Source organism: Advenella sp. S44 (genome assembly GCF_002810445.1).
Taxonomy (GTDB): Bacteria; Pseudomonadota; Gammaproteobacteria; order Burkholderiales; family Burkholderiaceae_B; genus Advenella.
Genome location: NZ_NEXS01000003.1, coordinates 1,221,938 through 1,247,250 on the forward strand (window position 1 = coordinate 1,221,938; position 25,313 = coordinate 1,247,250).

Here is a 25,313-nt window from a genome sequence, read left to right on the forward strand (position 1 = left end):
GAATACACAATGGAAAACAAACTGACTCGTTCTGCGATTGACTGGAATGAATCCATCTCCGAAATGGTGGATGGCGAATGCGAAACATTTGATGCATCCAGAATCGACACGCCCTATGGTCGCCAGACTTGGGATAACTATCATCTGATCGGTGACGTGATGCGCAACGAGCATCTGGCCATCAAGCCTTCCGATCTTTTCAATGCCCGGATCAGCAAGCTCATCGCTGCCGAACCAACGCATCATGTCGGCCCTGGCCGGGGCTACCTACGCTGGGGAGCATCCGGTATTGCAGCCGCTGCAGCTGTGGCGGCACTTGTGTGGTTCAACGATCCCTTTGAAGCGGACGTGGCCGCGCCAGCGACGCCCACGCTCGCTGTCAGCCCATCGCCGTCGCCAGCCGATATCCCGCAGAATGAGTTTCAGGATTACGTCGCGGCACACAGCCAGATGGTGGGCGCTTATCCGGTGCGCCGGGTCTCGTATGAAATCGGGGACGTGCAGTGATCAGACAGGACAGGCGGCGATTGACATCAGGTTGTTCCCGTTACGTCATGCTGGCGGTATGCGCCTTGGCGCCCAGTGGGCCGGTATTGGCCGTGACGCCCGCGCAACTGCTGATGCAGATACAGAAAGCGGCAGAGACCACCGACTATAGCGGAACGTTCCTGTATCAGCAGGGCAATGTCATGATTACCTCCAGGGTGACGCATGTGGTTGACGGCGAGGGCGTCAAGGAGCGCCTGGAGGTGCTGGACGGGGACGCCCAGGAGTACCTGCGCAATAACAACGTTGTTGAGAGCCTGATACCCGCCAGAAAAATAGTGATCGTAGACAAACCGCGCAAGGATCGCTTTCCGGCCTTATTGCTCGGCCCTATCGACAATCTCGAAAAATATTATGACGTTCGTGCCGGTCGTGGCAGCACCCGGGTCGCAGGTCGCCCTTGCGATATGATAGAGGTGCATCCACGGCTGGATGATCGTTACGGCTATCGGTTTTGCGCTGATGAAAAATCCCGGTTGCTGCTCAAGTCTCAAACCGTGGACGAGCAGGGAACGGTAATTGAGCAGGTGACATTTACCGGCCTGTCTTTGGGCAGCGATGTCGATACGGCCAATCTGAAATCGTCGTTTGACTACACGCAGTGGAAGCGCATCGCCCACAAGCCGGTGGCCGTGGACCTGATGCTGGAGGGCTGGCGGATCCGTTATCCGGCGGGCTTTGCGCCTATCATGAGCATTGTTCGTCCCAAAGGAACTAAAGGGGACGTAAAGCAACTAATACTTACAGACGGCCTGTCTTCTATTTCAGTGTTTCTTCAGAAAGTGAAAGATTCGGAAAAAACCTTTAATAATCAAGGTAATGCCAAGGTGGGTTCGATGAATGTCTTTCGCCAGCGTATTGATGACTACTGGCTTACCGCCATCGGGGCCATCCCTCTGACGACGCTGAAAGACCTGGCCGTTTCGACAAAATTCATTCAACCTGTTTCAAAACAGTAAAACTGAAAAGGGCTACTCATGAATAACAAGGTCAAAAAACCGCTACAGACCGCTATCGTCGCGGCAATGATCGGACTGGGCAGTGCAACGGTGCTGTTGCCGCAAGCCGCGCTGGCGCAGAATGCGCCCGCCGCTCCGGTGCCAACCTCAACCGCTGTAACGGCACTGCCGGACTTTACCTCAATTGTGGCTGCGACCGAGAACGCCGTGGTCAACATTCGCACCATGGAGAAAATCTCCACGCGCGCCCCCCAGGGGTTTGGCCCGGGCGACAGCCCCGATGATTTGTTCCGCTTTTTCTTTGGCCCGGATTTTATGCCGCCGTCGCGTGACCGAGATCCACGCCCGGGCCGCACGCCACGTGGTGGCGGTGAAGAGCGTAGCGTGCCGCGCGGGGTGGGCTCCGGATTTATTATTTCCAAAGACGGCTACATCATGACCAACAATCACGTGGTCGATGGTGCCTCAAAAATCGTGGTCACCATGAACGATGGCCGAGAATACCAGGCCAAGGTAATCGGCACTGACAAACGCACTGATATTGCGCTTATCAAGATCCAGGCCGATGATCTGCCCGTTTTGAAAATCGGTGATTCCACGGCGCTGAAAAAAGGCCAGTGGGTCCTGGCTATTGGTTCGCCGTTCGGGCTGGATTCCACAGTCACTTCGGGTATTGTGAGCGCGATTAACCGGGATACCGGTGAGTATCTGCCGTTCATTCAGACAGATGTCGCGGTCAATCCCGGCAACTCCGGTGGCCCGTTGATCAATCTGTCCGGCGAAGTGGTGGGTATCAACTCGCAGATCATCTCGCAAAGTGGCGGTTTCATGGGTATTTCCCTGTCCATTCCGATCGATGAAGCGATGCGTGTCGTAGAACAGCTCAAGGCCACCGGCAAGGTGACGCGCGGCCGCATTGGTGTACAGATCGGCGAAGTGAGCGAAGAGGTGGCCAAGGCCATCGGCTTGCCCAAGGCTGCTGGCGCGCTGGTCAGTAATGTGGAGCAGGGCGGCCCTGCCGACAAGGCCGGGGTGCAGGCCGGTGACGTTATTACCAAGTTCCATGGAACAGAAGTGAAAAAATGGTCCGATCTGCCACGTCTGGTAGGCCAGACCAAGCCAGAGTCAGACTCGCCGCTGGAGGTCTGGCGCCGTGGTAAATATGAGACATTGAATGTCAAGGTTGCGGAAATCCCTAGTTCGCCAAGCGACGCCGTTAACAGTAACGAGCCTCAAGAGCAGGCCGGCGCAGCCGATCGCCTGGGCCTGATTGTGGAGTCTGTCCCATCCTCGCTGCAAAGCCGTATGCGGATCAAGGGCGGTGTGCTGGTCAAGGACGTCAAGGGTGCTGCGCTTGAAGCCAGCATCCAGCCTGGCGACGTGATTCTTGCCTTGAATAACCAGGACGTCAAAGATGTGTCGCACTTCCGTGAAGTCGTGAGCAAGCTTGAAAAAGGCAAAGCGGCGGCGCTGTTGATACGGCGTGATAATTTAACCCAGTGGGTGCCTGTAACACCTGCAAAATAAGGCTACAATACGATATGCAGGCCAAGGGGCGCTTCATGCGCCCCTTTTTTGAGTCTGGACCGCTGGGACAGGCCGGCTCGCGACATGTCCGAGCCTGGTCACAGCCCGAGTGCAGGCTCTGCAGCCCAACCATTCCCGATGCCGCAGGCATCCTTACTGTGGTGTAACAGGCGTGCTAACTCTATTGAGTCTTCCGCCGGCACTGCATTTTTGCGCTTTTTATGCAACATATACGTAATTTCTCGATTATTGCCCATATTGATCACGGCAAATCCACGCTTGCGGACCGCCTTATTCACCGTTGCGGCGGACTGGCAGACCGGGAGATGTCCAAGCAAGTGCTCGACTCCATGGAGATTGAGCGCGAACGGGGCATCACCATCAAGGCACAGACCGCTGCGTTGCACTACAAGGCCCGCGACGGGAAGATTTATAACCTGAATCTGATCGACACACCGGGACATGTCGACTTCTCCTATGAAGTCAGTCGTTCGTTATCTGCGTGCGAAGGCGCCTTGCTGGTGGTTGATGCCACCCAGGGCGTAGAAGCGCAGACGGTCGCCAACTGCTATACCGCTATTGAATTGGGCGTGGAAGTCATTCCCGTGCTCAACAAAATGGATTTGCCTTCGGCTGAGCCCGAGGAAGCACGCCAGGAGATCGAAGACGTCATCGGCATTGACGCCAGTGAGGCGATCAAGGCAAGCGCCAAGACCGGCGAGGGCATTGACGAGATCCTGGAGATGATCGTGGCCAAAGTGCCGCCTCCGGTCGGCAGTGTCGAAGAGCCCTTGCAAGCGTTGATTATCGATTCCTGGTTTGACAATTATGTGGGCGTGGTCATGCTGGTCAGAATCAAGAACGGCGTGCTGCGGCCCAAGGACAAAATTCTGTTCATGGCCACCGGCGCCACCCACCCGTGTGAGCAACTGGGTGTATTTGCGCCCAAGTCCCAGTCCCGCGATCTGCTCTCGGCCGGCGAAGTCGGTTTTGTCATCGCCGGTATCAAGGAGCTGGCGGACGCCAAGGTGGGCGACACCATCACCAGTGCCGCCAAGCCGGCCAGCAAGCCGCTACCCGGCTTCAAAGAAGTCAAGCCGCAGGTGTTTGCCGGCCTGTACCCGGTAGAAAGCAGCGAATATGACCAGCTGCGTGATTCGCTGGAAAAACTTCGTCTGAATGACTCCTCGCTCATGTTTGAACCTGAGGTCTCGCAGGCGCTAGGGTTTGGCTTCCGTTGCGGTTTCCTGGGCCTATTGCACATGGAAATCGTGCAGGAAAGGCTTGAACGTGAATTCAACATGGACATTATCACCACTGCGCCAACGGTGGTGTATGAGGTCCAGCGCAACGATGGTGAAATACTCAGCATCGAGAGCCCTTCGCGCATGCCCGAAGTGGGCCAGATCACCGATATTCGCGAACCCATTGTGACCGTGACGCTGTTCATGCCGCAGGAATATGTTGGTGCCGTCATCACGCTGTGTATCGCCAAGCGCGGCAACCAGATCAACATGAGCTACCATGGTCGCCAGGTGCATCTGGTGTACGAAATACCTCTGGCCGAAATCGTGCTCGATTTCTTTGATCGACTCAAATCGGTATCGCGTGGCTATGCGTCTATGGATTACGAATTTCTGGAATATCGGTCCGCTGATGTCGTCCGCGTCGATCTATTGATCAATAACGAAAAAGTCGATGCGCTGTCCATGATCGTGCACCGTGCCAATGCCCGTTACCGTGGTCGTGAAGTGGTTTCCAAAATGCGCGGGCTGATTCCGCGCCAAATGTTCGATGTTGCCATTCAGGCAGCCATCGGCGCCGAGATTGTCGCGCGTGAAAACGTCAAGGCATTGCGCAAGAACGTGCTTGCCAAATGTTATGGCGGAGATATTTCACGCAAGAAAAAATTGCTGGAAAAACAAAAAGCCGGAAAAAAACGGATGAAACAGGTAGGTAGCGTGGAAATTCCACAAGAAGCATTCCTGGCGATCCTTCAGGTTGAAGACAAATAAGGAAGTAAAAGATGAATTTTGCGTTAATCCTGTTTACACTGCTGGTTATCACAGGCTTGGTAAAGCTGCTTGATTTTTTTGTTTTTCGCAAGCAACGCTTGGCCCGCTACGGTGACGATGAACAGGCGCATCGTCCGTGGTGGATTGAGTATTCCCTGAGTTTTTTTCCTGTCATCCTGTTTGTGTTCGTGTTGCGATCGTTTTTGTTCGAGCCGTTCCGTATCCCGTCGGGTTCCATGTTGCCAACACTGCAAAATGGCGACATGATTCTGGTTAACAAGTTTACGTATGGTATCCGCCTGCCTATCATTGATCAGAAAATCATTCCGATCAATACACCGCAGCGGGGCGACGTGATGGTGTTTCGCTATCCGGTCAATCCGGATATGGATTTTATCAAGCGCGTGGTGGGCGTCCCGGGCGATGAAGTGCTCTACCAGAACAAACGCCTGAGCATCAACGGCCAGCAAGTGCCTGTCACCCGCGTGGGGCCTTACGTCAATCCATCACAGCAAAGCGGCTCGCCCGAAGCGCTTGAAGAGAAACTGGGCGAGCACCAGCATGCGATTTTGAACATGCCCGGCATGGGCGCGCTGCTTGGCATGACAAATTTCCCTGGCAGGGAAAACTGCGAATACATGGGCACGGACTTTCGCTGCAAGGTGCCGCAAGGGCAGTATTTTGTCATGGGCGACAATCGTGACAACAGCGAGGACAGCCGATACTGGGGTTTTGTCCCAGACAACCATATTGTGGGCAAGGCGTTTTTCATTTGGATGAACTTCGGCGATCTGGGTCGCATCGGCTCCTTTAAGTGATGAATCTTTCAAGACTGGAACGGCTGCTTGATTATCAGTTCAAGAACCAGCGCTTGCTGGTCCAGGCACTGACGCATCGCAGCCACAGTGCGACACATAATGAGCGCTTTGAATTTCTGGGCGACTCCATCCTCAATTTTACTGTGGCCGCCATTCTGTTTCATCGCCTGCAACGCGAAGACGAAGGCGATTTATCCCGTATCCGGGCAAGCCTGGTCAAGCAGGCCACCTTGGCCGATATTGCCCATCGGCTGGAACTGCCGCAGTTTCTGCAGTTGGGGGAAGGTGAGCTTAAAAGCGGCGGGTTTCGCCGTCCGTCGATACTGGCCGATGCGCTTGAGGCGCTTCTTGCCGCAATCTATCTGGACAGCGATGTGCCAACGGTGCAGGCGGTCATTGAAAAATTGTACGCCCCGTTGCTTGATTCGGTAGACTTCAACACCTTGGGCAAGGATGCCAAGACGCTGTTGCAGGAAGTATTGCAGGGTCGCAAGTTTGCGCTGCCGGTCTATAACGTTGTCGCCACCAGCGGCGCTGCCCACGATCAGCAGTTTGAGGTCGAATGTTTTATTGCCGAGCTGGACTTGCGCAGTCAGGCTACCGGCAGCAGTCGCAGGGCAGCGGAACAGGCCGCTGCGCGCAAAATGCTCGATGCGCTGGAAAAGGTCTTGCCCAAAGGCAATGCCAAAAAGCGGGTGCGCAAGGTCTCGCAACTTACCCTGCCGGTTGCTGTAGAACAGGAGAAAAAATGAGCCAGGAACCCATTGTGCCCGACGAATCGGGCAGCACGCCCGATACCCCGTCAAAAACCGGCTTTATCGCTGTTGTCGGACGCCCGAACGTGGGCAAATCCACACTGACCAACGCGCTTATCGGCAGCAAGATATCCATTGTGTCGCGCAAGGCGCAAACCACCCGCCATCGTATTCATGGCGTTCTGACGCGCGACAATACGCAGTTTGTGTTTGTTGATACGCCAGGGTTTCAGACGCGTCATGGCGGGACAATGAATCGCATGATGAATCGCGTCGTCACGCAAGCGCTGGCCGAGGTTGACGTTATCGTTCATGTGGTAGAGGCCGGCAAGTGGTCTGAGGGAGACGAGCAGATCGTACCCCTGCTGCCCGTGTCAAAAAAATGCATCTTGGCTGTCAGCAAAGTCGATACGCTCAAAAACAAGAACGCCCTGTTTGATTTTGTCAGCCGTATCATGGGCAAGTTTGCCTACGATGCCGTGGTTCCTGTGAGCGCGGTAAAAAGCGTGCAGCTTGATACCTTGCTTACTGAGATCGAACAGCGTTTGCCCGAAGGTCAGTTCATGTTCGAAGAAGATGCGCTCACGGACAGACCCATCCGGTTCATTGCAGCAGAACTTATCCGCGAAAAAATTTTCCGGCTGGTCGGCGACGAGCTACCCTACGCGTGTACCGTTGTCATCGAACAATGGGACGAAGACGACAGCGCAGCCCGCATTGCGGCCTGCGTGATCGTGGAGCGCGACAGTCACAAGCCGATTCTGCTTGGCGCCAAGGGTACGCATATGAAGCGCATTGCGACTGAAGCGCGCCAGGATATTTCCGGCCTGTTGGACAAGCCGGTGTTTCTGGAAATCTACATCAAAGTGCGTAAAGGCTGGTCGGAAAAGGAAAGTGCCCTGCGCGACCTGGGCTATGAGTAAACGGAGCAGCCGGGTACAAGAGACCAGCGCCTATTTGTTGCAGGCAACCGCCTGGAGCGAGTCTTCGCTCATTGCCCGGCTGTTTGCTCGTGATTACGGCATCGTGACTGTGGTCGCCAAAGGGGCCAAACGCCCATATTCGGTGCTGCGCCCGGTGCTTTCCGCGTTCGAACCGCTGCTGGCGTCCTGGTCGGGGCAGGGCGAAGTCAAGACGCTCACCCGCGTTGAACTGGCCGGCTTGCATGGCCTGACAGGCAAATCACTGATGTCTGCCTGGTACATGAATGAACTCCTGATGCGTATGCTGCCGGGCGAAGATGCTCATCCACAATTGTTTGATGCCTATCGACAGGCTCTGCAGCAACTGGCGACCGGCGAGCGCGCTTCGGGCTCCTTACGCCGGTTCGAGTGGATTTTACTTCAGGAAACCGGCTATGGCGTGCCGGGCGTCCGTCCTGATTTTGACGAACCGGCAGCCGAGCCCGGCCTGCGGCGCATGCTGCGCGAGCGCATTGATGAACACCTTGAAAAACGACCACTGATGACCCGGAATGTATTGTTGTCACTTAAACAATACTGAACGTGGTGCGTCATTGACCCGCCGCTTGTACTGAAGCAAGGTCTTCGCGCAACGACGACGGGCCGGATGCAAGTCAGGAGCGCTTTCACGCATGAACCTGACTCAGCCGGCAACATGGGGCAGGCGGTGTTATCGCGCAGGCGCAGATATCGCACAAATACCGCTATCTCATAAGCCTGGACCTCGGGCAAGCATCAATATCACACGAATACACATATGGGGTCATATTGACGCCACCAAAGTAGATACGATATTTTGCGGCGGGCCGTCGGCGGTCGGCGTCAACCTCGGTTATGATTCCGAATAAGACTTCCGGAGAGCATCTATGAGTGAACATCCTTTTGCATCTAACCGCACTTATCACCGGGGCGTGGGACAGTCTGGCCGTCGTCAGTGCAACGCGCTGCAACTGCGTGTGCTGGCCGGTGCGCTGCTGTTCGCCTTGCCCGTATCGCATGTTTACGCCGATACACTGGACGCCGTGTCGCGCATCGATAGTGTCACGGTCTATCCGGACCGCGCGTTGGTACATCGGGTCGCGAGCCAGCCGATTCCAGCCGGTGAGCATGAACTGGTTTTTACCAATTTGCCGGCTGACATGGATGAGAACTCGCTGCAGTTCAATGCCAATGCTTCCGGTGGCGGGTTACAAATTCTGCATGTTTCCAGCACGCCGGACTATGAACGGGTAACGGAGCCAGCCGGCCTGAATGAGGTTGCCGGCCAGATCGATGCGCTCACAAAACAAGTGGCGGGGCTGGACGATCAGATCGACGTGGCTGACAGTCAGATCAATTTCATTCGCAATTATCAGAACGGGCATAGCGTGCAGACCAAAGATGCGCCGGCTTTGTCGACCGATGGGTTTCTCGATCTGATGAAATTTACCGAAGAAAATTTACTCAAGGCCATGCAAACGCGGCGTGAACGCCAAGTGCAAAAGGAGCAATTGCTGGCCCGTATTAAAGTGCTTAAGCAGCGTCAGCAGCAGCTGAGACCGAGCGCCAGGAACGAAACACGCAAAGTGGTGGTGACGCTAAACGCAGCGCAACCGGCCACAATAAACAGTGTGCTCAGCTATGTGGTTAACGGTGCTGCCTGGTCTCCGGTTTATGACGCACGGTACGACTCGGGCAGCGGCAAACTTACCCTGAATTATTTTGGCCAGGTCAGCCAAAGTACGTCAGAGGACTGGTCGGATGTGGCCCTTACCCTGTCCACTGCGCAACCGGTTACAGGTGTCACGCTACCACAACTGCAGCCGTGGCGGGTAGACGTCGCAACGCCAGCCAAGCCCGTTCCAATAGCCCGGATGTCGGCCAGGCGGTCTGCAGCGCCTGCCATGGAGATGGCCGATTCCGCAAGCTACGCCTCGGCCAATGCGAACACCGGCAGCACCAACACAACGTTTGAAGTTCCCGGCAAGCAGACCATCAGAACCGGCGGACAGCAACAGCGCGTGCCATTGACCACCTTGTCGGAAACGGCCGACCTGTCTTATGAACTTGTCCCGTCAAAGGCATCTGCCGTATTTGCGACTGTGAAGATCAACAACGGAAAAGACTTCCCGTTGCTGGCCGGTAGCGTCAATGCTTTTTTTGATAATGAGTTCATTGCGGCTTCGGACATTAAAACCGTCTTTCCCAAAGAGAAACTGGAATTGGCGATGGGCGTGGACCAGGCTATTTCCGTCAAGCGCGAGCCGCTGCAGCGTTTTACGGAATCTACCGGTCTGACCGGCAGCGGCACACGCCTGACGTACGAATACAAAACCGTCATCCGCAACAACCGCAAGCAGCCGGTCGAACTGGTATTGCACGACAGGTTCCCGGTTTCAGCCGATGAAAAAATAGATATCAAGCGACTGGAACCCTCCGGTAGCGGTATCGCCCTGAAGGGGGACGGACGCTATGAACAGACGTTGACGCTGGCGGCCGCAGAAGAGCGCACCGTGCTTCTTAAGTTCACTGTGCAGTATCCCAAGAGCCTGGACGTTGAAGGCTTGCCCTGAGGGCCGTAGAGCCGGTCAGCGACTAAAAGCGCGAAATCGCCCCACTCATACACTGGTTATGAAGGCAAGTCCCCGCAAGAACAAACGTCCCAGTAACCTAAGTTGAATCAGCATGCATCAACGAGAAAGCCGGAGTTTTTACTCCGGCTTTCTCATGCAACGGCCTGCGACCGTTACTGCAATTCAATCAGCAGCACTGGCCTTTTGTGCGCGTAACCGTGTCGGGCGGCATGTATCAGGCCGGTGTGGAACGTTTATTGAGGCTTGACGTCTGCTTTCTTGAATAGTTCGGCCCATACTGGAATTTGCTCTTTGACTTTGGCATCCAGAGCCTGCGGGGTGGCCTGTTCGGTCAGGATCGTGGCGCCCAGTGCGTCCATGCGTTCCTTGAATCTGGGGCTGGCCAAACCGTCTTTGAGTGCGGTTTGCAACTTGTCCACCACATTGTCCGGCGTCTTGGCCGGAACCCACATACCATGCCAGATACCGACGTTAAAGTCCTTAAAGCCTTCTTCCTGCATCGTGGGCAGGTCAGGCAGCTGGGCATTGCGTTCGTCGCTGGTAATGGCATAGGCCTTTACCGTTTTAGCCTTGATGTGCTGGGTGGTATTGGTTGTCTGATCGCACAGCAGATCAACCTGTTTACCCAGCAGATCGTTCATTGCCGGGCCGGCGCCTTTATAAGGCACGGTTAGCAGTTTCACACCCAAGGTATCCATCAGCATGGTGCCGCAAAGATGGCTGGCTGCCCCAACGCCCGCATTGGCCAATGTGACCTTATCCTCATTGGCTTTCAGGTACTCAACCAGCTCTTTCATATTGTTTGCCGGAAAATCAGCGCGGGCCACCAATGTCATGGGCACGTCTACGACCAGGCCAACGGGTCGGAAACTTTTTTCCGGATCGTAACCGAGACGCTTGTACAAGGAGGGCGCTGTGGAGAATCCGATATGCATCAGTAGTACGTTGTAGCCATCAGGTTTCGCATTGGCGACCTGGGTCGTACCGATGGTTCCACCGGCACCGGCCTTATTTTCAATCACAACCGTTTGTCCGAGAGACTTTTGCATGGCTTCGCCAAGAGAGCGGGCGACGTTATCAGTGGGACCACCGGCAGTGAACGGAATAATCATGGAGATAGGACGTTCGGGATAGTCTGCTGCCATGGCGGGCCCCGCCGACAATGCGAAAGCCAGTGCAATAGAGCCGAGCAGGCGGCCGTTTTTCAGTGTGTGTAACATTTGGTTCCTGTATTCTGTTTATTGATTTGAAATCGTGCGGACGAAACAACGGCAAGTCTAGTCAGGTTCTTGAAAGCCGTCACTAGATAATTACCCTTAAACCAATGAAAACAATTGAAAAAATAAGAACGAGACACCGTTATAGCGACCCCGGTCGGACACTGGCGGCTAAGGTGCATTACACAATACACAAGAAAAAAACCGCTATCACAGTTGTGCGTGATAGCGGTTTGAGTCAAGTTTCCTGCTGCGCTAGGGCTGCAGCGTGTCGACAGCGTATAGGCGCGCTGTATTGCAGCGCTTATTCGCGGCTGCCGCCGAAGATGCCCAGCAGAGCCAGCAGATTGGCGAACACGTTGTAGAGGTCCAGATAAATGGCCAGTGTTGCCGAAATATAATTGGTTTCGCCACCGTTGACCACGCGCTGTACATCAACCAGCATAAAGGCCGAAAATATAACAATGGCCATGATGGAAATGGTCAGCACCAGTGCAGGGATCTGCAGGAAGATATTGGCCACGGCAGCCAGCAGCAGAACAATCGCACCAATGAACAGGGTTTTTTGCATGCCGGTGAAATCGCGCTTGCTGGTCGTTGCGATGGTAGCCATTGCACCGAAGATTACCGCGGTGCCTCCGAAGGCTAGCATGATCAACTGTGCGCCATTACCAAAGTCCAGCACATGGCCGATTAGCCGCGACAGCATCATGCCCATGAAGAACGTAAACAGCAGTAACAGGCCAACGCCCAGAGAGCTGTTCTTGTTCTTTTCTATGGCAAACATCAGGCCGAAGGCTCCCACCAGGAAGACAATTGTGGAAATACCCGGAGCCAGAAGGGCGTTCAGATTCAATTGCAGCGCAAGGGCGGCACCCAGCACGGTGGGAACGAGGGAGGCAGCAAGCAGCCAGTAGGTATTGCGCAATACACGATTGCGCACCACCTGGCCCGGTGCATATCCTTCCTGAGGTAGAGTCTGGCGCAAGTCAGTCATGGTCTCTCCAATTACAAATCAATTATCGTGAATTTCAGTATACATCAGACCGCAAATCAGTCTGACAGTTCCCTGAATTTTACCTGAAATGCGTAAAATTCAATAGTCGCTGATGACATCTGCTATTTGTTGTGGCGATATTTGGCAATAATTTCCGGGATCTCTTCCAGAAAGCGTCTTTTTAGGTAGTCATGGGATTCGTCCAGCAACTCGGTAACCAGCGCATCAATTTCCGCCTGCATCTGTGACGATGGATCGGAAGGCGAAAGCTCAGCCGGCGCCACTGAACTTGCCAGGGCGTTTGCCCGCGATGGCGCACGAAACAGCGATGCATCAAACGTTGGCCGGCGCGCAGTGGGCTCGATCCGGTTCAGTGTGAAATCGGATTTTGCGGCCTGGGCGAAAGCGTCATTCTCATCATCCGACCACACATACAATTCCGGCTTGCTGTGATGCCCATGCGAATCCCGGGCCTGATTTAAAAACGGTGCGTAGTCTTCGGCAGTGGGGTGGCCGGGGAACGAGGATGCATCGTCAACGCTGGCCGCAGAGGCCGCAGCAGGAGAAGAAAACGTAGCGCCCGGTGACTTTGCTCCCGTTGCAGGATCAAATGGCGGCACTTGCGTTGGGCGCTGGGCTGGCATCAGAACAGGCATATCGTCATCCTCGTCCTGCCAGGCGGGTTTGTGTGGGTCGCCCGACCGGCTGCGCGTAACTGCCGGTGGGGGTGGAATGTGGACGGCGGGCTCACGAACTCGATGCCCGATCGGGGAGGCAGGCTCTGCGGATTCAGCCATCCGAGGTTCAGCCATCCGGGGTGCTGCTTGAGGTCCGTCAGACGGTGGTGGGCCGTGGCGGGGCGCGGGCATACTTGGGGCAGTGTGCCGCCCGGCTTGATGCGCCGATGGCGAGGTTGGGGGATGCAGGACCGGAATATCGTCATCGTCCGGCGCTTCTTCCAGCCGGGCGTCGATCGAATGCAGATCCAGATGCGGCTCCTTGGCTTCTGGTGGAACCGAGACAGTATGATCAGGGCGTTTTCTGAAGATGATGGACATAATAATAGAGGCTCCTTCCGGCAATGGGCCGGCGTGTCATTGGCTCGAGATATTATGAGCCCGGACATCATGGCGGGCAGCAGTGTACTGTTTGTAGCGAACGCGGGCAGCGGCCTTGTCCAGTTCATGATTGGAGACGATTTCCAGCAGTCGCGCAAACCTGTCAGTATCGGGTGGACATGCCAAGTCCAGATTCAGCAGCCAGGGCACCGGCACACCTTCCTGCAGCGCCTGCGCAGGGCTGTGGCGTGTCACTCGCACCGGACTGTCTGCCGGCGTATCCGGCCCGGCTTCATCGTGCGGAATAAACAACGTATCTTGCAGCGCCCACAGCTTGCGCGAAAATACGGCCAATCGTTTCGGATCTGTGCAATAAATCAGGACCGGTTGCCCGGCCTGATACTGCTTGCGCACGACCTCGCAGGCCATACCAAGCCTGTCGGTCGCGCCGAACGCAAAATCAATCCGCATTCGCTTGAGCCTGCCTTTCAATCAGAAACTGGCACAGCATGGGGACGGGGCGTCCGGAAGCGCCTTTGTCCTTGCCGCCCTTGAGCCAGGCCGTTCCGGCGATATCCAGGTGCGCCCAGCGATAGGCTTTGGTATAGCGCGCCAGAAAACATGCAGCGGTCACTGAACCGGCAGCAGGCCCCCCAATATTGGCCATATCGGCGAAATTGGATTTGAGCAGGTCCTGGTACTCCTCATCCAGCGGCATACGCCATGCGCTATCCAGGGCGCGCTTGCCCGCGCTTAGCAACTGATCGGCAAGGGCGTCGTCGCTTGCATACAGTCCGCTATGGAAATTGCCAAGTGCCACGATGCAGGCGCCGGTCAGTGTTGCGATATCCACGACGACAGCCGGCTCAAAGCGTTCGGCGTAAGTCAGGGCGTCACACAAGATCAGCCGGCCCTCGGCATCGGTATTGAGAATTTCGATGGTCTGGCCAGACATGCTGGTGACGACGTCGCCCGGTTTGGTGGCGCGTCCGTTTGGCATGTTTTCCGTGGCCGGAATCAGGCCGATGACCTCGGTATCCAGCTCCATATGGGCCAGCGCCTTGAACACGCCCAGTACGGAAGCGGCGCCGCACATGTCGAATTTCATTTCATCCATGCCCAGGCCGGGTTTGAGTGAAATGCCGCCCGTATCAAAAGTGACGCCCTTGCCGACCAGGACAACAGGGCCTTCGGATTTGCGTTTTTTCTTGCTATTACCGCGCTCGGGCGAATACTTGAGTACGATAAAGCGTGGCGGCTGATCAGAGCCTGCGGCTACCGATAAAAAGGCATTCATCTTCAATGCTTCAAGCTGCTTGCGCTCCAGCACTTCTGCGGTGATGGATTTATGCTCCTTGGCCAACTGACGGGCCTGGTCACCCAGGTAGGCTGGCGTACATACATTGGCCGGCAGGTTGCCCAGCTCGCGTGTCAGATGCAGGCCCCTGGCAATGGCAGCACCGTGTTGCACGCCTTCTTCAACCTGTTTCTGGTCGGGCTTGTCTACGGTGAACGTGAGTTTCTTGAAGGTCGAGGGGTCGGACCGCTTTTCTTTACTGAAGGTGGCGGTGAATTTATAAGTGGCATTACCGGCAGCAGTGGCTGCCAGTTGCGCGCTGTGGCGCAGGGTGGCTGCCGGGCAAGGCTCTTCAAGCAGCGTGGAAACCGCTTCGGCGAGCGAGCCGTCGGTGCAATAACCGGCAATGGCCACATGCGCTTTGGACATGACATTGCTGTTGAACTTTTCCTTGGCGCCAAGTCCGACCAGCACGACGCGTGCGGCGCGCATGCCGGGCAGGGCACGCAAGTCAAACAGCGTGCCGGGCGCCGCCTTGAACTCCCGTTTGAGCACGGCATCAAGGGCCCCGTCAGATGCATGGTTGACGAGTTTTGCCGTCTCTCCAAGCACACCCTCGGTGTACACCCCGACGAATAAGGCGGGGGTCTTGATTTGATGAATCGAGCGGCTTGTTTGTGTGTTAAATTCCATGTTGTTTCTACCTTGAGACGTCGGAAAGATGTCCTCATTATCCCCCATCTTTACTTATGTCGCTATTCAAACGGTCCGTTGTTGCAGAAATCACCAGTCACGGTGGCGTTGTCTTTTCAACGCTGATTATCGTTTGGCTAAGCGTGCTATTGGTTCGGCTGTTGGGTCAGGCTGCAGCTGGACAGATCGGCGCGGACATCGTGTTGGGTATTGCGGCGCTCTCCAGTATCACGGCCTTGCCTACCATTCTCGCAGTGGCGCTGTTCATTGCCACCATTACAACCGTTTCACGCAATTACCGAGAGTCGGAAATGGTGGTCTGGTTCGCCAGCGGCGTATCGCTCAAGAACTGGATTTCTCCCGTCTTGCGTGTTGCGCTTCCAGTCTGCGTGTTAATCGGGATTTTGACGCTGGAAGTGACGCCCTGGGCTTATCGACAGATCGAGGAGTATCGTCAACGCTACGAACAGCGCTCAGATCTGTCCAAGATCACCGCGGGGCAGTTTATTGAATCGGCAGAAGGCGCGCGCGTTTTTTTTACTGAAGAGCCCAAAAATCCCGAGGACGAGATCGGCGCTGTCTTTGCACGTGTCCTGGATCAGGATTGGTATACGATTGTGACTTCCCAAAACGCCCGTATCCGTCGCGAAGACAACGGCGATCGCTACGTGGTTCTGGGCCCCGGCAACCGCTATGATATGAAAACCGACAGCGCAGAATTCCGGATGGTAAGTTTTGACTCCTACACATTGCGTCTGGAGAATTCGTCCGGAACCAGCGCCGACGAAATCGCGCGCCAGAATGCGCTGACCCAGATGAAATCGCGTCCTACCGTTAATTTGATTCAGGATCGCAAGGCTGAAAGTCAGGCGCAAATCATGTGGCGTGTTTCCCTGCCGGTGGCTGCGCTGAACCTGGCATTGCTGGCCATCCCGCTAGGCGCGGTCAATCCGCGACTGGGCCGGTCCGCAGACGTGTTGCTCGCGGGTCTGGTTGGTCTGCTTTATATGAACATGATTAATCTCATGCGAGGCTGGATCGGTAACGGTAAAATTGATTTTCTCACCGGCACACTGTCTTTGCATGTGATCGTCCTTGCCCTGTGTCTGTATGCGTTCTATACCCGAATGCGCCTGAAAACGCCCAAAAAATCAGCAGCTTAATAAGCGTTCCTGGATATCGGCTGAGTATTTCATCTGTAATAGACTATATGTATATATAAATTAATTATATAAAAACGATTTGTTATAACTTATAATCCGTTAATGTGTATCGCCGCGGGCGGCGATGCGCTGTCACCACCAGCAGGTAGCACGACGCTCCTGGCCTATGGCCTCTGAGCTGTTGTCACTGTTCCGGCGTTCCAGCTGCAGCGACTTGGGTGGTTCAAAAAGGCAAGGATAATGAATCTACAGCAATTTCGTTTTATACGTGAAACCATCAGACGTAACTACAACCTGACCGAGGCGTCCCGGATCCTGTTCACTTCGCAACCCGGTGTGTCCAAAGCCATTATCGAGTTTGAAGACGAGCTGGGTGTCAAGGTCTTTGAGCGTCATGGCAAGCGTATCAAAGGCCTGACCAAACCGGGGCAGGCAGTGGCCAGCATTATCGAGCGCATTATGATCGAAGTCGATAATTTGAAGAAAGTGAGCGACGAGTTTGCGCGACGTGACGAGGGTAGCCTGGTCATTGCATGTACCCATACTCAGGCGCGGTATTTTTTGCCGCGATTCATCCCGGAGTTCCGGCGCCGCTTCCCCAAGGTTCACGTCTCCCTGGCCGAAGGCAGCCCGCTGCAATTGGCGCAAATGGTCTTGCAAGAGCAGGCCGACATTGCTCTGGCGACCGAGTCCCTGTCCGAAGTGACCGGCCTGGCGACATTGCCCTGCTATAGTTGGGAGCACACCCTGGTGGTCAAGCCAGACCATCCGCTGACAGAACTGACTTCCTCGCAGGCAAAGAACCTGTCGCTGGAACAGATCGCGCAATTTCCTCTCATTACCTATGATCGGGCTTTTTCGGGACGCACTTCTATCGACCAGGCCTTTGCCAGCAAGGGCCTGAAACCGGATATTGTCCTTGAGGCCATTGACGCCGATGTGATCAAAACCTATGTCGATGTGGAAATGGGTATCGGTATTATTGCTGGTGTGGCCTTTGACCCGCGGCGTGACGCCGGTTTTGTCGGTATTCCGGTAGGCCATCTTTTCGGTACGCACACTACCCGCATCGGTCTGAAAAGCGGTGTTTTCCTGCGCGATTATGTTTACGATTTCCTGGCCATGCTCACTCCTGAGCTGAGTCGCGATGTCGTTGAAGCCGCGGTCAATTGCACGGGCACAGGCGATACCGATAGCGGCTATGCGCCACCGCTGCGCCGCGTATCGTAGACCGCTTATACCGTCGCCGCGACATTGGTTGATGAAACAGCGTTATGAAAGAGCGTCAAGACATGGTGTCGGGACAAGACACAGTGCGGATAGTGACAAGCCTGTTCGGCAGTCAGAAACAGTACACACACCGAGCAATACTAACAGCCCTGAATACCAAGTAGCACGCTTCAGGGCTGTGTTCTCGATGCCGCCTGTCACGGTCTGCGCTTTCTGTCCAGCGTTAACCCTGGCGGGACGCCTGCTTGCAGCACGTGGCAGCCTGCGCATTTATTCCAGGGTCAATCCTGTGGGGATGCCTGCTTGAGTTCACGTTTGAGAATTTTGCCCACCGGCGATTTGGGCAATTCATCACGAAACTCAACGATCTTGGGCACCTTATAACCGGTCAGTTCGGTCCTGCAAAAATCGATCAATGCGCTTTCCGTCAGCGACGGATCTTTGCGGACCACGACGATTTTGACTACTTCGCCGGATGCGCCGTTATCAGCGCCGATGGCCGCCACTTCGTTAACACCGGGATGCGAAGCCACAACCTCTTCGATTTCCGATGGGTATACATTGAATCCCGAAACAATGATGAGCTCTTTTTTGCGATCGACAAGGAAAATATATCCGTCCTCGTTGATATATCCCATATCTCCAGTGCGCAGGAAACCGTCAGGTTCGAAAGCCTTTTGGGTGTCGGCCGGCCTGTTCCAGTACTCACGCATGACTTGAGGTCCCTTGATACAAAGTTCGCCGGTTTCATTAACGGCCAGCTCCGTGCCCTGGTCGTCGCGAATTGAAATATCGGTAGAAGGAACCGGCAGGCCGATTGAGCCATTGAATTGCTTCAGATCCAGTGGATTGATGGTTGCCGCCGGTGAAGTCTCAGTCAGGCCGTAAGCCTGCGTCAGTGGCTTGCCAGTCAGTTTTTTCCAGCGTTCGGCCACGGTTCGCTGAACTGCCATGCCGCCGCCGAGCGTGAGCGTCAAATTGTCAAAAGATACCGATTTGAAATCGGGATTGTTCATCAGCGCATTGAACAGTGTGTTAACGCCGGTGAAGGCGGTAAACGGATACTTGCGTAGTTCCTTGATAAAAGCCGGAACGTCGCGCGGATTGAGGATTAGCAGATTGGTGGCCCCAAGTTTGATGAACGTGAGGCAATTGGCGGTCAGGGCAAAAATATGATAAAGGGGCAGGGCCGTGACAATGAAGTCTTTACCATCCTCTTTTGCATGCGGTTTTACCCAGGCATAGGCCTGGCACAGATTGGCCACCATATTACCGTGGGTGAGCACCGCGCCCTTGGCAACGCCTGTAGTGCCGCCGGTATATTGCAGGAATGCCATATCCGAATGATCCAGGCTGACCACCTTGAAATCTGCTACGTTGGTACGCTTCATGATATCGGCAAAGCGAAGATGTCCGGGCAATGACCAGCCAGGCACCATTTTTTTGACATGCCGTACGATCAGATTCAAAGCCAGGCCTTTGACCGCGCCCAGCATATCACCCAGCGTGGTAACCACCACATGCTTGAGCTTGGGCAATTCCGGTATGGCCACTTCAAGCGTGTGTGCAAAGTTTTCCACCACGACCACGAACTCTGCTTCGGCATCCTTAAGCTGGTGTTGCAGTTCACGGGCCGTATATAGTGGGTTGCAGTTGACGACCGTGCAGCCGGCAAGCAGGGTGCCAAACAGGGCCACTGGATATTGCAGGACGTTAGGCATCATCAATGCGACCCGTGTTCCCCGTGTTGCGCCCTGTGCCTGCAGCCAGGCCGCAAAGCGACGGGCAGATTCGTGCAGCTGTGCGTAGCTGAGCGACTGTCCCATGGAAATATAGGCCGTCGAGTCGGCAAAGCGCTCGCAACTTTCATTGAACAAGTCCGCCAGAGAGGCGTAATCGTCCACATTGATTTCGGCCGGAACCCCTTTTGGATAATTTTTTAGCCAGATTTTTTCCATTTCTTATCCTGCTCGTAAAGGACAATTAGCGGAACGCTGTGAGCAGCGTCAATTAGCACCCAGCAGGGCTTGCTTCAATGACGACTGAGCCGGATCTTGGCCCAGCCATACGGCAAGCAGCGCCCGCGCAAAAGCCGCGTCGTCAACGGCGCCTTGTTGCGCTCCCTGCGCAGACACGGACACCCGCGATCCTGAGAATACAATATCGATCACACTGCCTCGCTTAAGACTTTTCTGTTTGAGCAGCAGGCTGGCAAACTGTTTTGCCGAAGGCTGTATGGCCTGCCACTGGCGCTCATCGGTGTTATCCCGCAAGCCCTCATCCAGTGCGTCTGCCAGTGAAGCGCTGTCAACGTCGCGCAGCAAAACCAGCCGCATGGCACGCGGTGCAGTACTATTAATCAGCGCCTGTGCCTGGTCGGTTTTCTCCCCAGTGTACAACGCAGCAAGATATACGTCGAATACAACTTTCTTTCGAATGCCCGCACCGTTGAGAATCAGCTGCGTGTTGGCAACGTGTAACGTATCGGGCACGGTATGACCGTTTACCGTCCGCGCGCTGGCGTCTATTCCGTGGATCGACCCAATCGCGACTGCGCCTGCCAGAAAAATTGCGGTCAATTTCATTGTTTGTCTCCGAATAAAATCCTTGTGCTGTGCAGTCCGCGGCGCATGGACCGGAGAGAGTCCGGCCCATGCGTCTTGCAGCTACAGCCAACGCAGTTGCGGTCTATCAGAAGCGGTGCGAGACCTGCAGGCCAACGATATGGCCATGGGCCTTGAAGCTGCCGCTCAGGCGACCGTATTGCGCAAGGTTGCCGTCGTTGGTATTGTCTACCCGTGATTTTTTCAAATACATGTAGCTATAGCCGACGTCGATTGCGGTATTTTCTGAAGGCTTGTACTGTGCACCGACAGAAAACCAATAGCGGTCGTTATCAGGCAGGGACGCCGGCCGGTGTTCAGCCGAGCGCACCGGAGACTGATCCCAGGCAACGCCCGCTTTCAGCTTCCACTGTGGTGCCACTTGATACATGGCGCCCACGGCAAGACGCCAGGAGTCCTTGAATCCCAACTGCAGGCTGGCGCTGGGCAGGGTATCGCTCTTGATGGTCAACTCCGGCAGGCTGCTCCATCCGGTCCACTGGATGTCTCCCAGCAATTCCCAGCGCGGACTGACGCGCTGATAAATACTGAGCAGGGCTGTATCAGGCAGCGTCACACTGGCGCTTGATGACGAGGTGAGCGAAGCGGGCACCAGGCCGTAGATTTGCTGTAGCTGCGCAGGCAGCGCGCCAATCATGGCCGCCGATGGGCGATGGATATCGACATCGGTATCGCCGGTTGCCTTGTATTTGATACGGGAACGATATGACAGGCCGATGCGGGTGTCCTCACTCGGATGGAACATGACGCCGATATTCCAGCCGAACGCGGTATCGTTCATTTTTACCTTGGCATCACCTTCCAGAATGGGACCATACTGGTCACCCGCTGCCTTGCCCATGGCGGCGGCCTGCTGTGGCGGAACGCCGGCGGCCAGATATTGTTGTGTGATTGCACCTGTGACCTGGCTGCGCAGATCGACCACGGTGCTCTTCTCATATTCGGCCTTGATACGCTGAATATTGATGCCCGCGCCGATCGACCAGTCGTTATTGAGCCGGTAGGCCAGCGACGGATTGAAGTTCATGGTCTTGATTTCAAATCTCTTGGAATGGTAGCGGCCCATGAAACCATCCCCATAGTCGGTCGCCAGGCCAAATGGCGCGCCTATACCCAGACCGGCGAACAGACGGTCGGATACCTGCCACGAGACATAAGCATTTGGTACGAATGCACCGCCGCCCGCGTTGTCGCCTTCATCGCCCAGGCGTGCTCCGGAAAGCGCAGCGTTGGGGGTGCGAAAGGCTGAAGGCAGTGAGCTGCGATCGTTGCTGAATTTGAAGGCGGGAACGATATAGTTGCCCCCTAGCGATACGTTAACACCGGGCAGATTCGTCATGCCCGCCGGGTTGTAGTAGATGGTAGAGGCGTTATCCGCCACGGCGCCACTGCCCGCATATGCCAGGCCCAGTCCGCTGGCATTCTGTTCCAGCAAATTGAAACCTGCGGCATGCACCACTGTGACGCCTGATATTCCCATTCCGAGCAGTGCCGCGCTCAGAAGCGTGCGCTGGAGTTTGTGTGTATGTCTCTTCATACGTCCATCCTAAGTGTAAAACCGGTGATCGCTACAATCACGGCCAAGGTGATATCCGGGTCGTGTTAGTGCTATCACATTTGTAATTGAGGGGATTCAGTTCTGTTTCCCTGTCTTTATCGTCATATGCCTCCTTTACTTTGCTTGTAATGTATGGGTCCTCCCGTAAATGGTGCAAACCCTGTTCCAAAAATTACGCCGGCATCGGCAAGATCTGCGTCCTGCACAATGTTCTGCGCGAGCTGCTTTTCAGTCTGTTCGATCAGCGGCTTGATCAGGCGCTGCGCCAGTCCCTGCGGAATGGTTTTATTGCTGCGCTGATCATGCTTGCGATTTTTCCAGACATAGAAACCTTCACCGGTTTTGACGCCAAGCTTGCCTTGGGCAATTTTGTTCTGCAGGCAACGTGGCGGCTCCTGTCCTTCTGACAACTGTTTGCCGGCGGCCATGGCAATGTCCAGGCCAACCGTATCGGCCAGCGCGATGGGCCCCATGGGCATGCCAAATTCCAGCATTGCCGTGTCAATGACTTCGGGGTCCATTCCCTCGTCGATGCAGCGCATAGCTTGCAGCATGTACGGAGCGAGCACCGCATTGACTAGAAAGCCCGGGGTATCCTGAACCGGCAGCGGCAGTTTGCCAATTTTGCCGACGAAAGCCGCAGCGGTGTCCAGAGTCTGTTGCGCTACGCCGTCGGCGTGCACGACTTCAACCAGTGGCATGCGCGAGACCGGGTTGAAAAAGTGGATGCCGACAAAGCGTTCGGGTTGCGCCAGCGCGCTGCGCAGCTCAGTAATGGACAGGCTTGAGGTATTGGTGGCCAGCACGGCACCTTCTTTCATCTTCGGCTCAATATGTTGGTATAGCGACTGCTTGGCCTGGGAGTTTTCGCTGATCGCTTCAATCACCAGATCGGCCGTGGCAACGCCATGGCCTTCCAGGTCGGGGATCAGTCGGTCCCGGGCTGCCTGCGCGGTATAGCGATCCTTGCGGGCGTAGAGCGAAGCAGCGTTCTTGAACGCACCGGCAATGCGCTGGGCGTCGGTATCCTGCAAGGTGGTTTTGATGCCCTGCAAGGCGCACCAGGCAGCAATCCCGCCGCCCATGACGCCGGCGCCGATAACGTGCACATGCTTTACAGGCCGGGCATTGTCTTTTTTGCCGAATGCCTTGAGCCGCTCCTGCAAGTGGAATACGCGGATCAGGTTGCGTGTTACATCTGATTGCAACAGCCGGGTCAGCGCCTGTGGATCGGCCAGCGGATCGCCGTCATGTTGTTGCCAAATATCCAGCATGGTCAGCGTGGCAGGGTAGTGACCGTAGGGGTCTTTTTTCCGGACCTGCTTGCGTGCCTGCGACGCTATCAGCGACTTGAACGGAGCGCGGGTGAGCATGCCGGCAAGCCCCTTGGCCTGGCGTGCAGGTTTGTCCGAGGTGACCAGATCGACGGCAGATTTTTCAGCAATCCGCGGGGCGACCAGCAGATCCACCACACCGGCGGACTTGGCCTTGCGGCCATCCAGTGTGCGGCCGGTCAGCATCATGTTCAGCGCGGTTTGTGGCCCGATCAGGCGCGGCAGTCGCATCAGGCCGCCCCACGCCGGGAAGATTCCCAGTTTGACTTCCGGCAGTCCAATGACGGGTTTGGGCGAGTCTACCGCGATCCGATAGCGGCACGCCAGGGCCAGTTCCAGGCCGCCGCCCAGGCAGGGTCCATGTATTAGCGTCAACGTTGGAAAGGGGAGTTTTTCGACGCGGTTAAACAGATGCCAGCCTCGTTCAATCAGCTTGCGGCCGTTGTCGATGTTGTCCACATTCTGAAACTCCTTGACGTCAGCCCCCGCGATGAATCCATTGGGCTTGCTCGAGCGGATGATCAGAGCTTTGGGCGGCGTCGCTTCGAGGTGACTGACAATATCGGCCAGTTCTTCCATGACGTCGCTGGCCAGCGCATTCATGCTGCGGTCCGGGCAGTCTATGGTCAGCCATGCAATATTCTGCGCATCGTTCTGTATGGTCCAGTTCTGGTATGTTTTCACAGTTGTCATGATTGGTCCTTACTACAGTGTTTCAACGAGCATGGCGCCACCCTGGCCGCCGCCGATGCAGATGGCAGCCATGCCGCGTTTCAGATTGCGCGCACGCAGCGCCTGCAGCAGATGCAGCACAATGCGCGCGCCAGAGGCGCCAACAGGATGGCCCAGGGCAATGGCGCCGCCATCCACATTCAATTTATCCTGATCCAGCGTACCCAAAGCCGGCATGCCAAAGTGCGTCTGGCAGTACTTCTCGCTTTCAAAGGCGCGCAGGCAGCCAAGCACCTGTGCGGCAAAGGCTTCATTGATTTCCCACAGGTCAAGATCATTGACGGCAAGCCCGTGGCGCTGCAATATGGGCGCACTGGCGTGAACCGGACCCAAGCCCATTTGCGCAGGATCCAGCGCAGCCCATTGGGCGTCGACAATGCGACCGATAGGTTGCAGGTTCCATTTGCTCACGGCGTCTTCGGAAGCCAGCAGTAGTGCGGCGGCGCCGTCTGTGACCTGGGAGCTGTTGCCTGCCGTTATGTTGCCGCTGGGCTTGTCAAATACCGGTTTGAGCTTGCCCAGTTTATCCGCCGTGGAGTCGCGGCGGATACCATCGTCTTCAGTATAGGCGTTTCCTTTTGCGTCGATAATCGCGCTGATCTCGTCGAAGGCCTGGCGATTGATTCCGCAGATGGCACGCTCATGGCTGCGCACACTGAATTGATCCATTTCGCGACGGGTAATGCCAAATTCCCAGGCCAGATTCTCGGCTGTCTGTCCCATGGAAATGCCGATGACCGGGTCGGTGAGGCCTTTGAGCAGTCCGATGACTGGCGCCAGATAGCCGGGCCTGAACTGGCGCAGCAGTCCAAGTTTTTGGCCCGTCGATTTTGCACCGTTCCATTTGGCCAGCCATCTGACCATGGCATCGGAAAATAGCAGGGGCGCACGCGAAAGCGCATCGGTGCCGCAAGCCAGTACCAGGTCCGAGCGGCCGGTTTGAATATTGGCGCATGCCGAGTCCAGTGCTTGCATGCCCGAGGCGCAGTTGCGCATGACGGTCCAGGCCGGTACGCGATGACCCGTGCCCACGCGCAACCCGACCACGCGTCCGATATTGGTTTCGTCGGGAGTGGGGGCGGCGCAGCCGACAATGACTTCGGACAGCGACGTGGCCGGGACAGGCTGGCGCAGCAGCAGTGCGCGACCGGCCTGTACAGCCAGGTCGCCGGCAGAAAACGGCCCTGGGCCGCCACGCACCTTCAAAAAGGGTGTTCTGGCACCATCAACGACATAAACAGGTTTGAATGTCATA

Annotated in this window: 21 protein-coding genes; 11 read left to right on the plus strand and 10 right to left on the minus strand. The window is 55.8% G+C overall.

Annotated elements, in window-relative coordinates; all coding sequences use genetic code 11:
• Positions 1-9: 9 nt before the first annotated feature.
• The 9 genes from CAP48_RS09705 to CAP48_RS09750 all read left to right on the plus strand — a co-directional run bounded on the left by CAP48_RS09705 (position 10) and on the right by CAP48_RS09750 (position 10,134).
• Positions 10-507, plus strand: coding sequence for a sigma-E factor negative regulatory protein (locus CAP48_RS09705; protein WP_100695944.1), 498 nt, complete (start codon positions 10-12; stop codon positions 505-507).
• A gap of 20 nt (positions 508-527) precedes the next feature.
• Positions 528-1,505 carry a MucB/RseB C-terminal domain-containing protein gene (locus CAP48_RS09710; protein WP_153045674.1) on the plus strand — a complete coding sequence of 326 codons (978 nt, stop codon included), beginning with the start codon at positions 528-530 and terminating at the stop codon, positions 1,503-1,505.
• Between the two features lie 66 nt (positions 1,506-1,571).
• On the plus strand, positions 1,572-3,032 hold the full coding sequence (locus CAP48_RS09715; RefSeq protein WP_369806346.1) for a DegQ family serine endoprotease: 1,461 nt from the start codon (positions 1,572-1,574) through the stop codon (positions 3,030-3,032).
• 221 nt (positions 3,033-3,253) lie between these two features.
• Positions 3,254-5,047, plus strand: coding sequence for a translation elongation factor 4 (gene lepA / locus CAP48_RS09720; protein ID WP_100695950.1), 1,794 nt, complete (start codon positions 3,254-3,256; stop codon positions 5,045-5,047).
• A gap of 11 nt (positions 5,048-5,058) precedes the next feature.
• A complete protein-coding gene (gene lepB, locus CAP48_RS09725) occupies positions 5,059-5,865 on the plus strand; it encodes a signal peptidase I (protein ID WP_100695952.1) in 807 nt (268 codons plus the stop codon).
• Positions 5,865-6,617, plus strand: a complete 753-nt coding sequence (gene rnc, locus CAP48_RS09730) for a ribonuclease III (RefSeq protein ID WP_100695954.1) — start codon at positions 5,865-5,867, stop codon at positions 6,615-6,617. Before lepB ends, rnc begins: the two co-directional genes overlap by 1 nt.
• Positions 6,614-7,543: a GTPase Era gene (era, locus tag CAP48_RS09735; RefSeq protein WP_100695956.1), complete on the plus strand. Its 930-nt coding sequence runs from the start codon at positions 6,614-6,616 to the stop codon at positions 7,541-7,543. The genes rnc and era overlap by 4 nt, the downstream gene beginning before the upstream one ends.
• Entirely contained in the window at positions 7,536-8,123 is a 588-nt protein-coding gene (gene recO / locus CAP48_RS09740) for a DNA repair protein RecO (protein WP_100695958.1), read from the plus strand. Before era ends, recO begins: the two co-directional genes overlap by 8 nt.
• A 325-nt stretch (positions 8,124-8,448) precedes the next feature.
• Entirely contained in the window at positions 8,449-10,134 is a 1,686-nt protein-coding gene (locus tag CAP48_RS09750; RefSeq protein ID WP_100695962.1) for a mucoidy inhibitor MuiA family protein, read from the plus strand.
• A gap of 254 nt (positions 10,135-10,388) precedes the next feature.
• Here the strand turns inward: CAP48_RS09750 and CAP48_RS09755 are convergent, their stop codons facing one another.
• From CAP48_RS09755 to CAP48_RS09775, 5 genes are all read right to left on the minus strand, one after another.
• A complete protein-coding gene (locus CAP48_RS09755; RefSeq protein ID WP_369806347.1) occupies positions 10,389-11,300 on the minus strand; it encodes a tripartite tricarboxylate transporter substrate binding protein BugD in 912 nt (303 codons plus the stop codon).
• A gap of 376 nt (positions 11,301-11,676) precedes the next feature.
• Positions 11,677-12,369, minus strand: coding sequence for a Bax inhibitor-1/YccA family protein (locus CAP48_RS09760; RefSeq protein WP_100695966.1), 693 nt, complete (start codon positions 12,367-12,369; stop codon positions 11,677-11,679).
• A 122-nt stretch (positions 12,370-12,491) separates the two neighbouring features.
• Complete coding sequence (locus tag CAP48_RS09765; protein ID WP_100695968.1) at positions 12,492-13,427, minus strand: hypothetical protein; 936 nt, start codon at positions 13,425-13,427, stop codon at positions 12,492-12,494.
• A 36-nt stretch (positions 13,428-13,463) separates the two neighbouring features.
• Complete coding sequence (locus tag CAP48_RS09770; RefSeq protein ID WP_100695970.1) at positions 13,464-13,898, minus strand: DNA polymerase III subunit chi; 435 nt, start codon at positions 13,896-13,898, stop codon at positions 13,464-13,466.
• On the minus strand, positions 13,888-15,417 hold the full coding sequence (locus tag CAP48_RS09775; RefSeq protein ID WP_100695972.1) for a leucyl aminopeptidase: 1,530 nt from the start codon (positions 15,415-15,417) through the stop codon (positions 13,888-13,890). The genes CAP48_RS09770 and CAP48_RS09775 overlap by 11 nt, the downstream gene beginning before the upstream one ends.
• A 56-nt stretch (positions 15,418-15,473) precedes the next feature.
• On the opposite strand from CAP48_RS09775, the gene lptF reads away from it, so the two are divergent.
• Together lptF and CAP48_RS09785 are read left to right on the plus strand one after the other, a co-directional pair.
• Complete coding sequence (gene lptF / locus CAP48_RS09780; protein WP_100695974.1) at positions 15,474-16,580, plus strand: LPS export ABC transporter permease LptF; 1,107 nt, start codon at positions 15,474-15,476, stop codon at positions 16,578-16,580.
• Positions 16,581-16,820: 240 nt separating this feature from the next.
• Positions 16,821-17,810: a CysB family HTH-type transcriptional regulator gene (locus CAP48_RS09785; RefSeq protein ID WP_100695976.1), complete on the plus strand. Its 990-nt coding sequence runs from the start codon at positions 16,821-16,823 to the stop codon at positions 17,808-17,810.
• A 281-nt stretch (positions 17,811-18,091) separates the two neighbouring features.
• On the opposite strand, the gene CAP48_RS09790 is transcribed toward CAP48_RS09785, so the two are convergent.
• From CAP48_RS09790 to CAP48_RS09810, 5 genes are all read right to left on the minus strand, one after another.
• Positions 18,092-19,768: an AMP-binding protein gene (locus CAP48_RS09790; RefSeq protein WP_100695978.1), complete on the minus strand. Its 1,677-nt coding sequence runs from the start codon at positions 19,766-19,768 to the stop codon at positions 18,092-18,094.
• Positions 19,769-19,816: 48 nt separating this feature from the next.
• Positions 19,817-20,395, minus strand: a complete 579-nt coding sequence (locus tag CAP48_RS09795; RefSeq protein WP_100695980.1) for a chalcone isomerase family protein — start codon at positions 20,393-20,395, stop codon at positions 19,817-19,819.
• Between the two features lie 106 nt (positions 20,396-20,501).
• The gene (locus CAP48_RS09800; RefSeq protein WP_100695982.1) at positions 20,502-21,971 is read right to left on the minus strand and encodes an OmpP1/FadL family transporter; all 1,470 of its coding nucleotides are present in this window, start codon (positions 21,969-21,971) and stop codon (positions 20,502-20,504) included.
• Positions 21,972-22,093: 122 nt separating this feature from the next.
• Positions 22,094-24,019 carry a 3-hydroxyacyl-CoA dehydrogenase NAD-binding domain-containing protein gene (locus CAP48_RS09805; protein ID WP_100695984.1) on the minus strand — a complete coding sequence of 642 codons (1,926 nt, stop codon included), beginning with the start codon at positions 24,017-24,019 and terminating at the stop codon, positions 22,094-22,096.
• A 12-nt stretch (positions 24,020-24,031) separates the two neighbouring features.
• A complete protein-coding gene (locus CAP48_RS09810) occupies positions 24,032-25,312 on the minus strand; it encodes an acetyl-CoA C-acetyltransferase (RefSeq protein WP_100695986.1) in 1,281 nt (426 codons plus the stop codon).
• Position 25,313 lies beyond the last annotated feature (1 nt).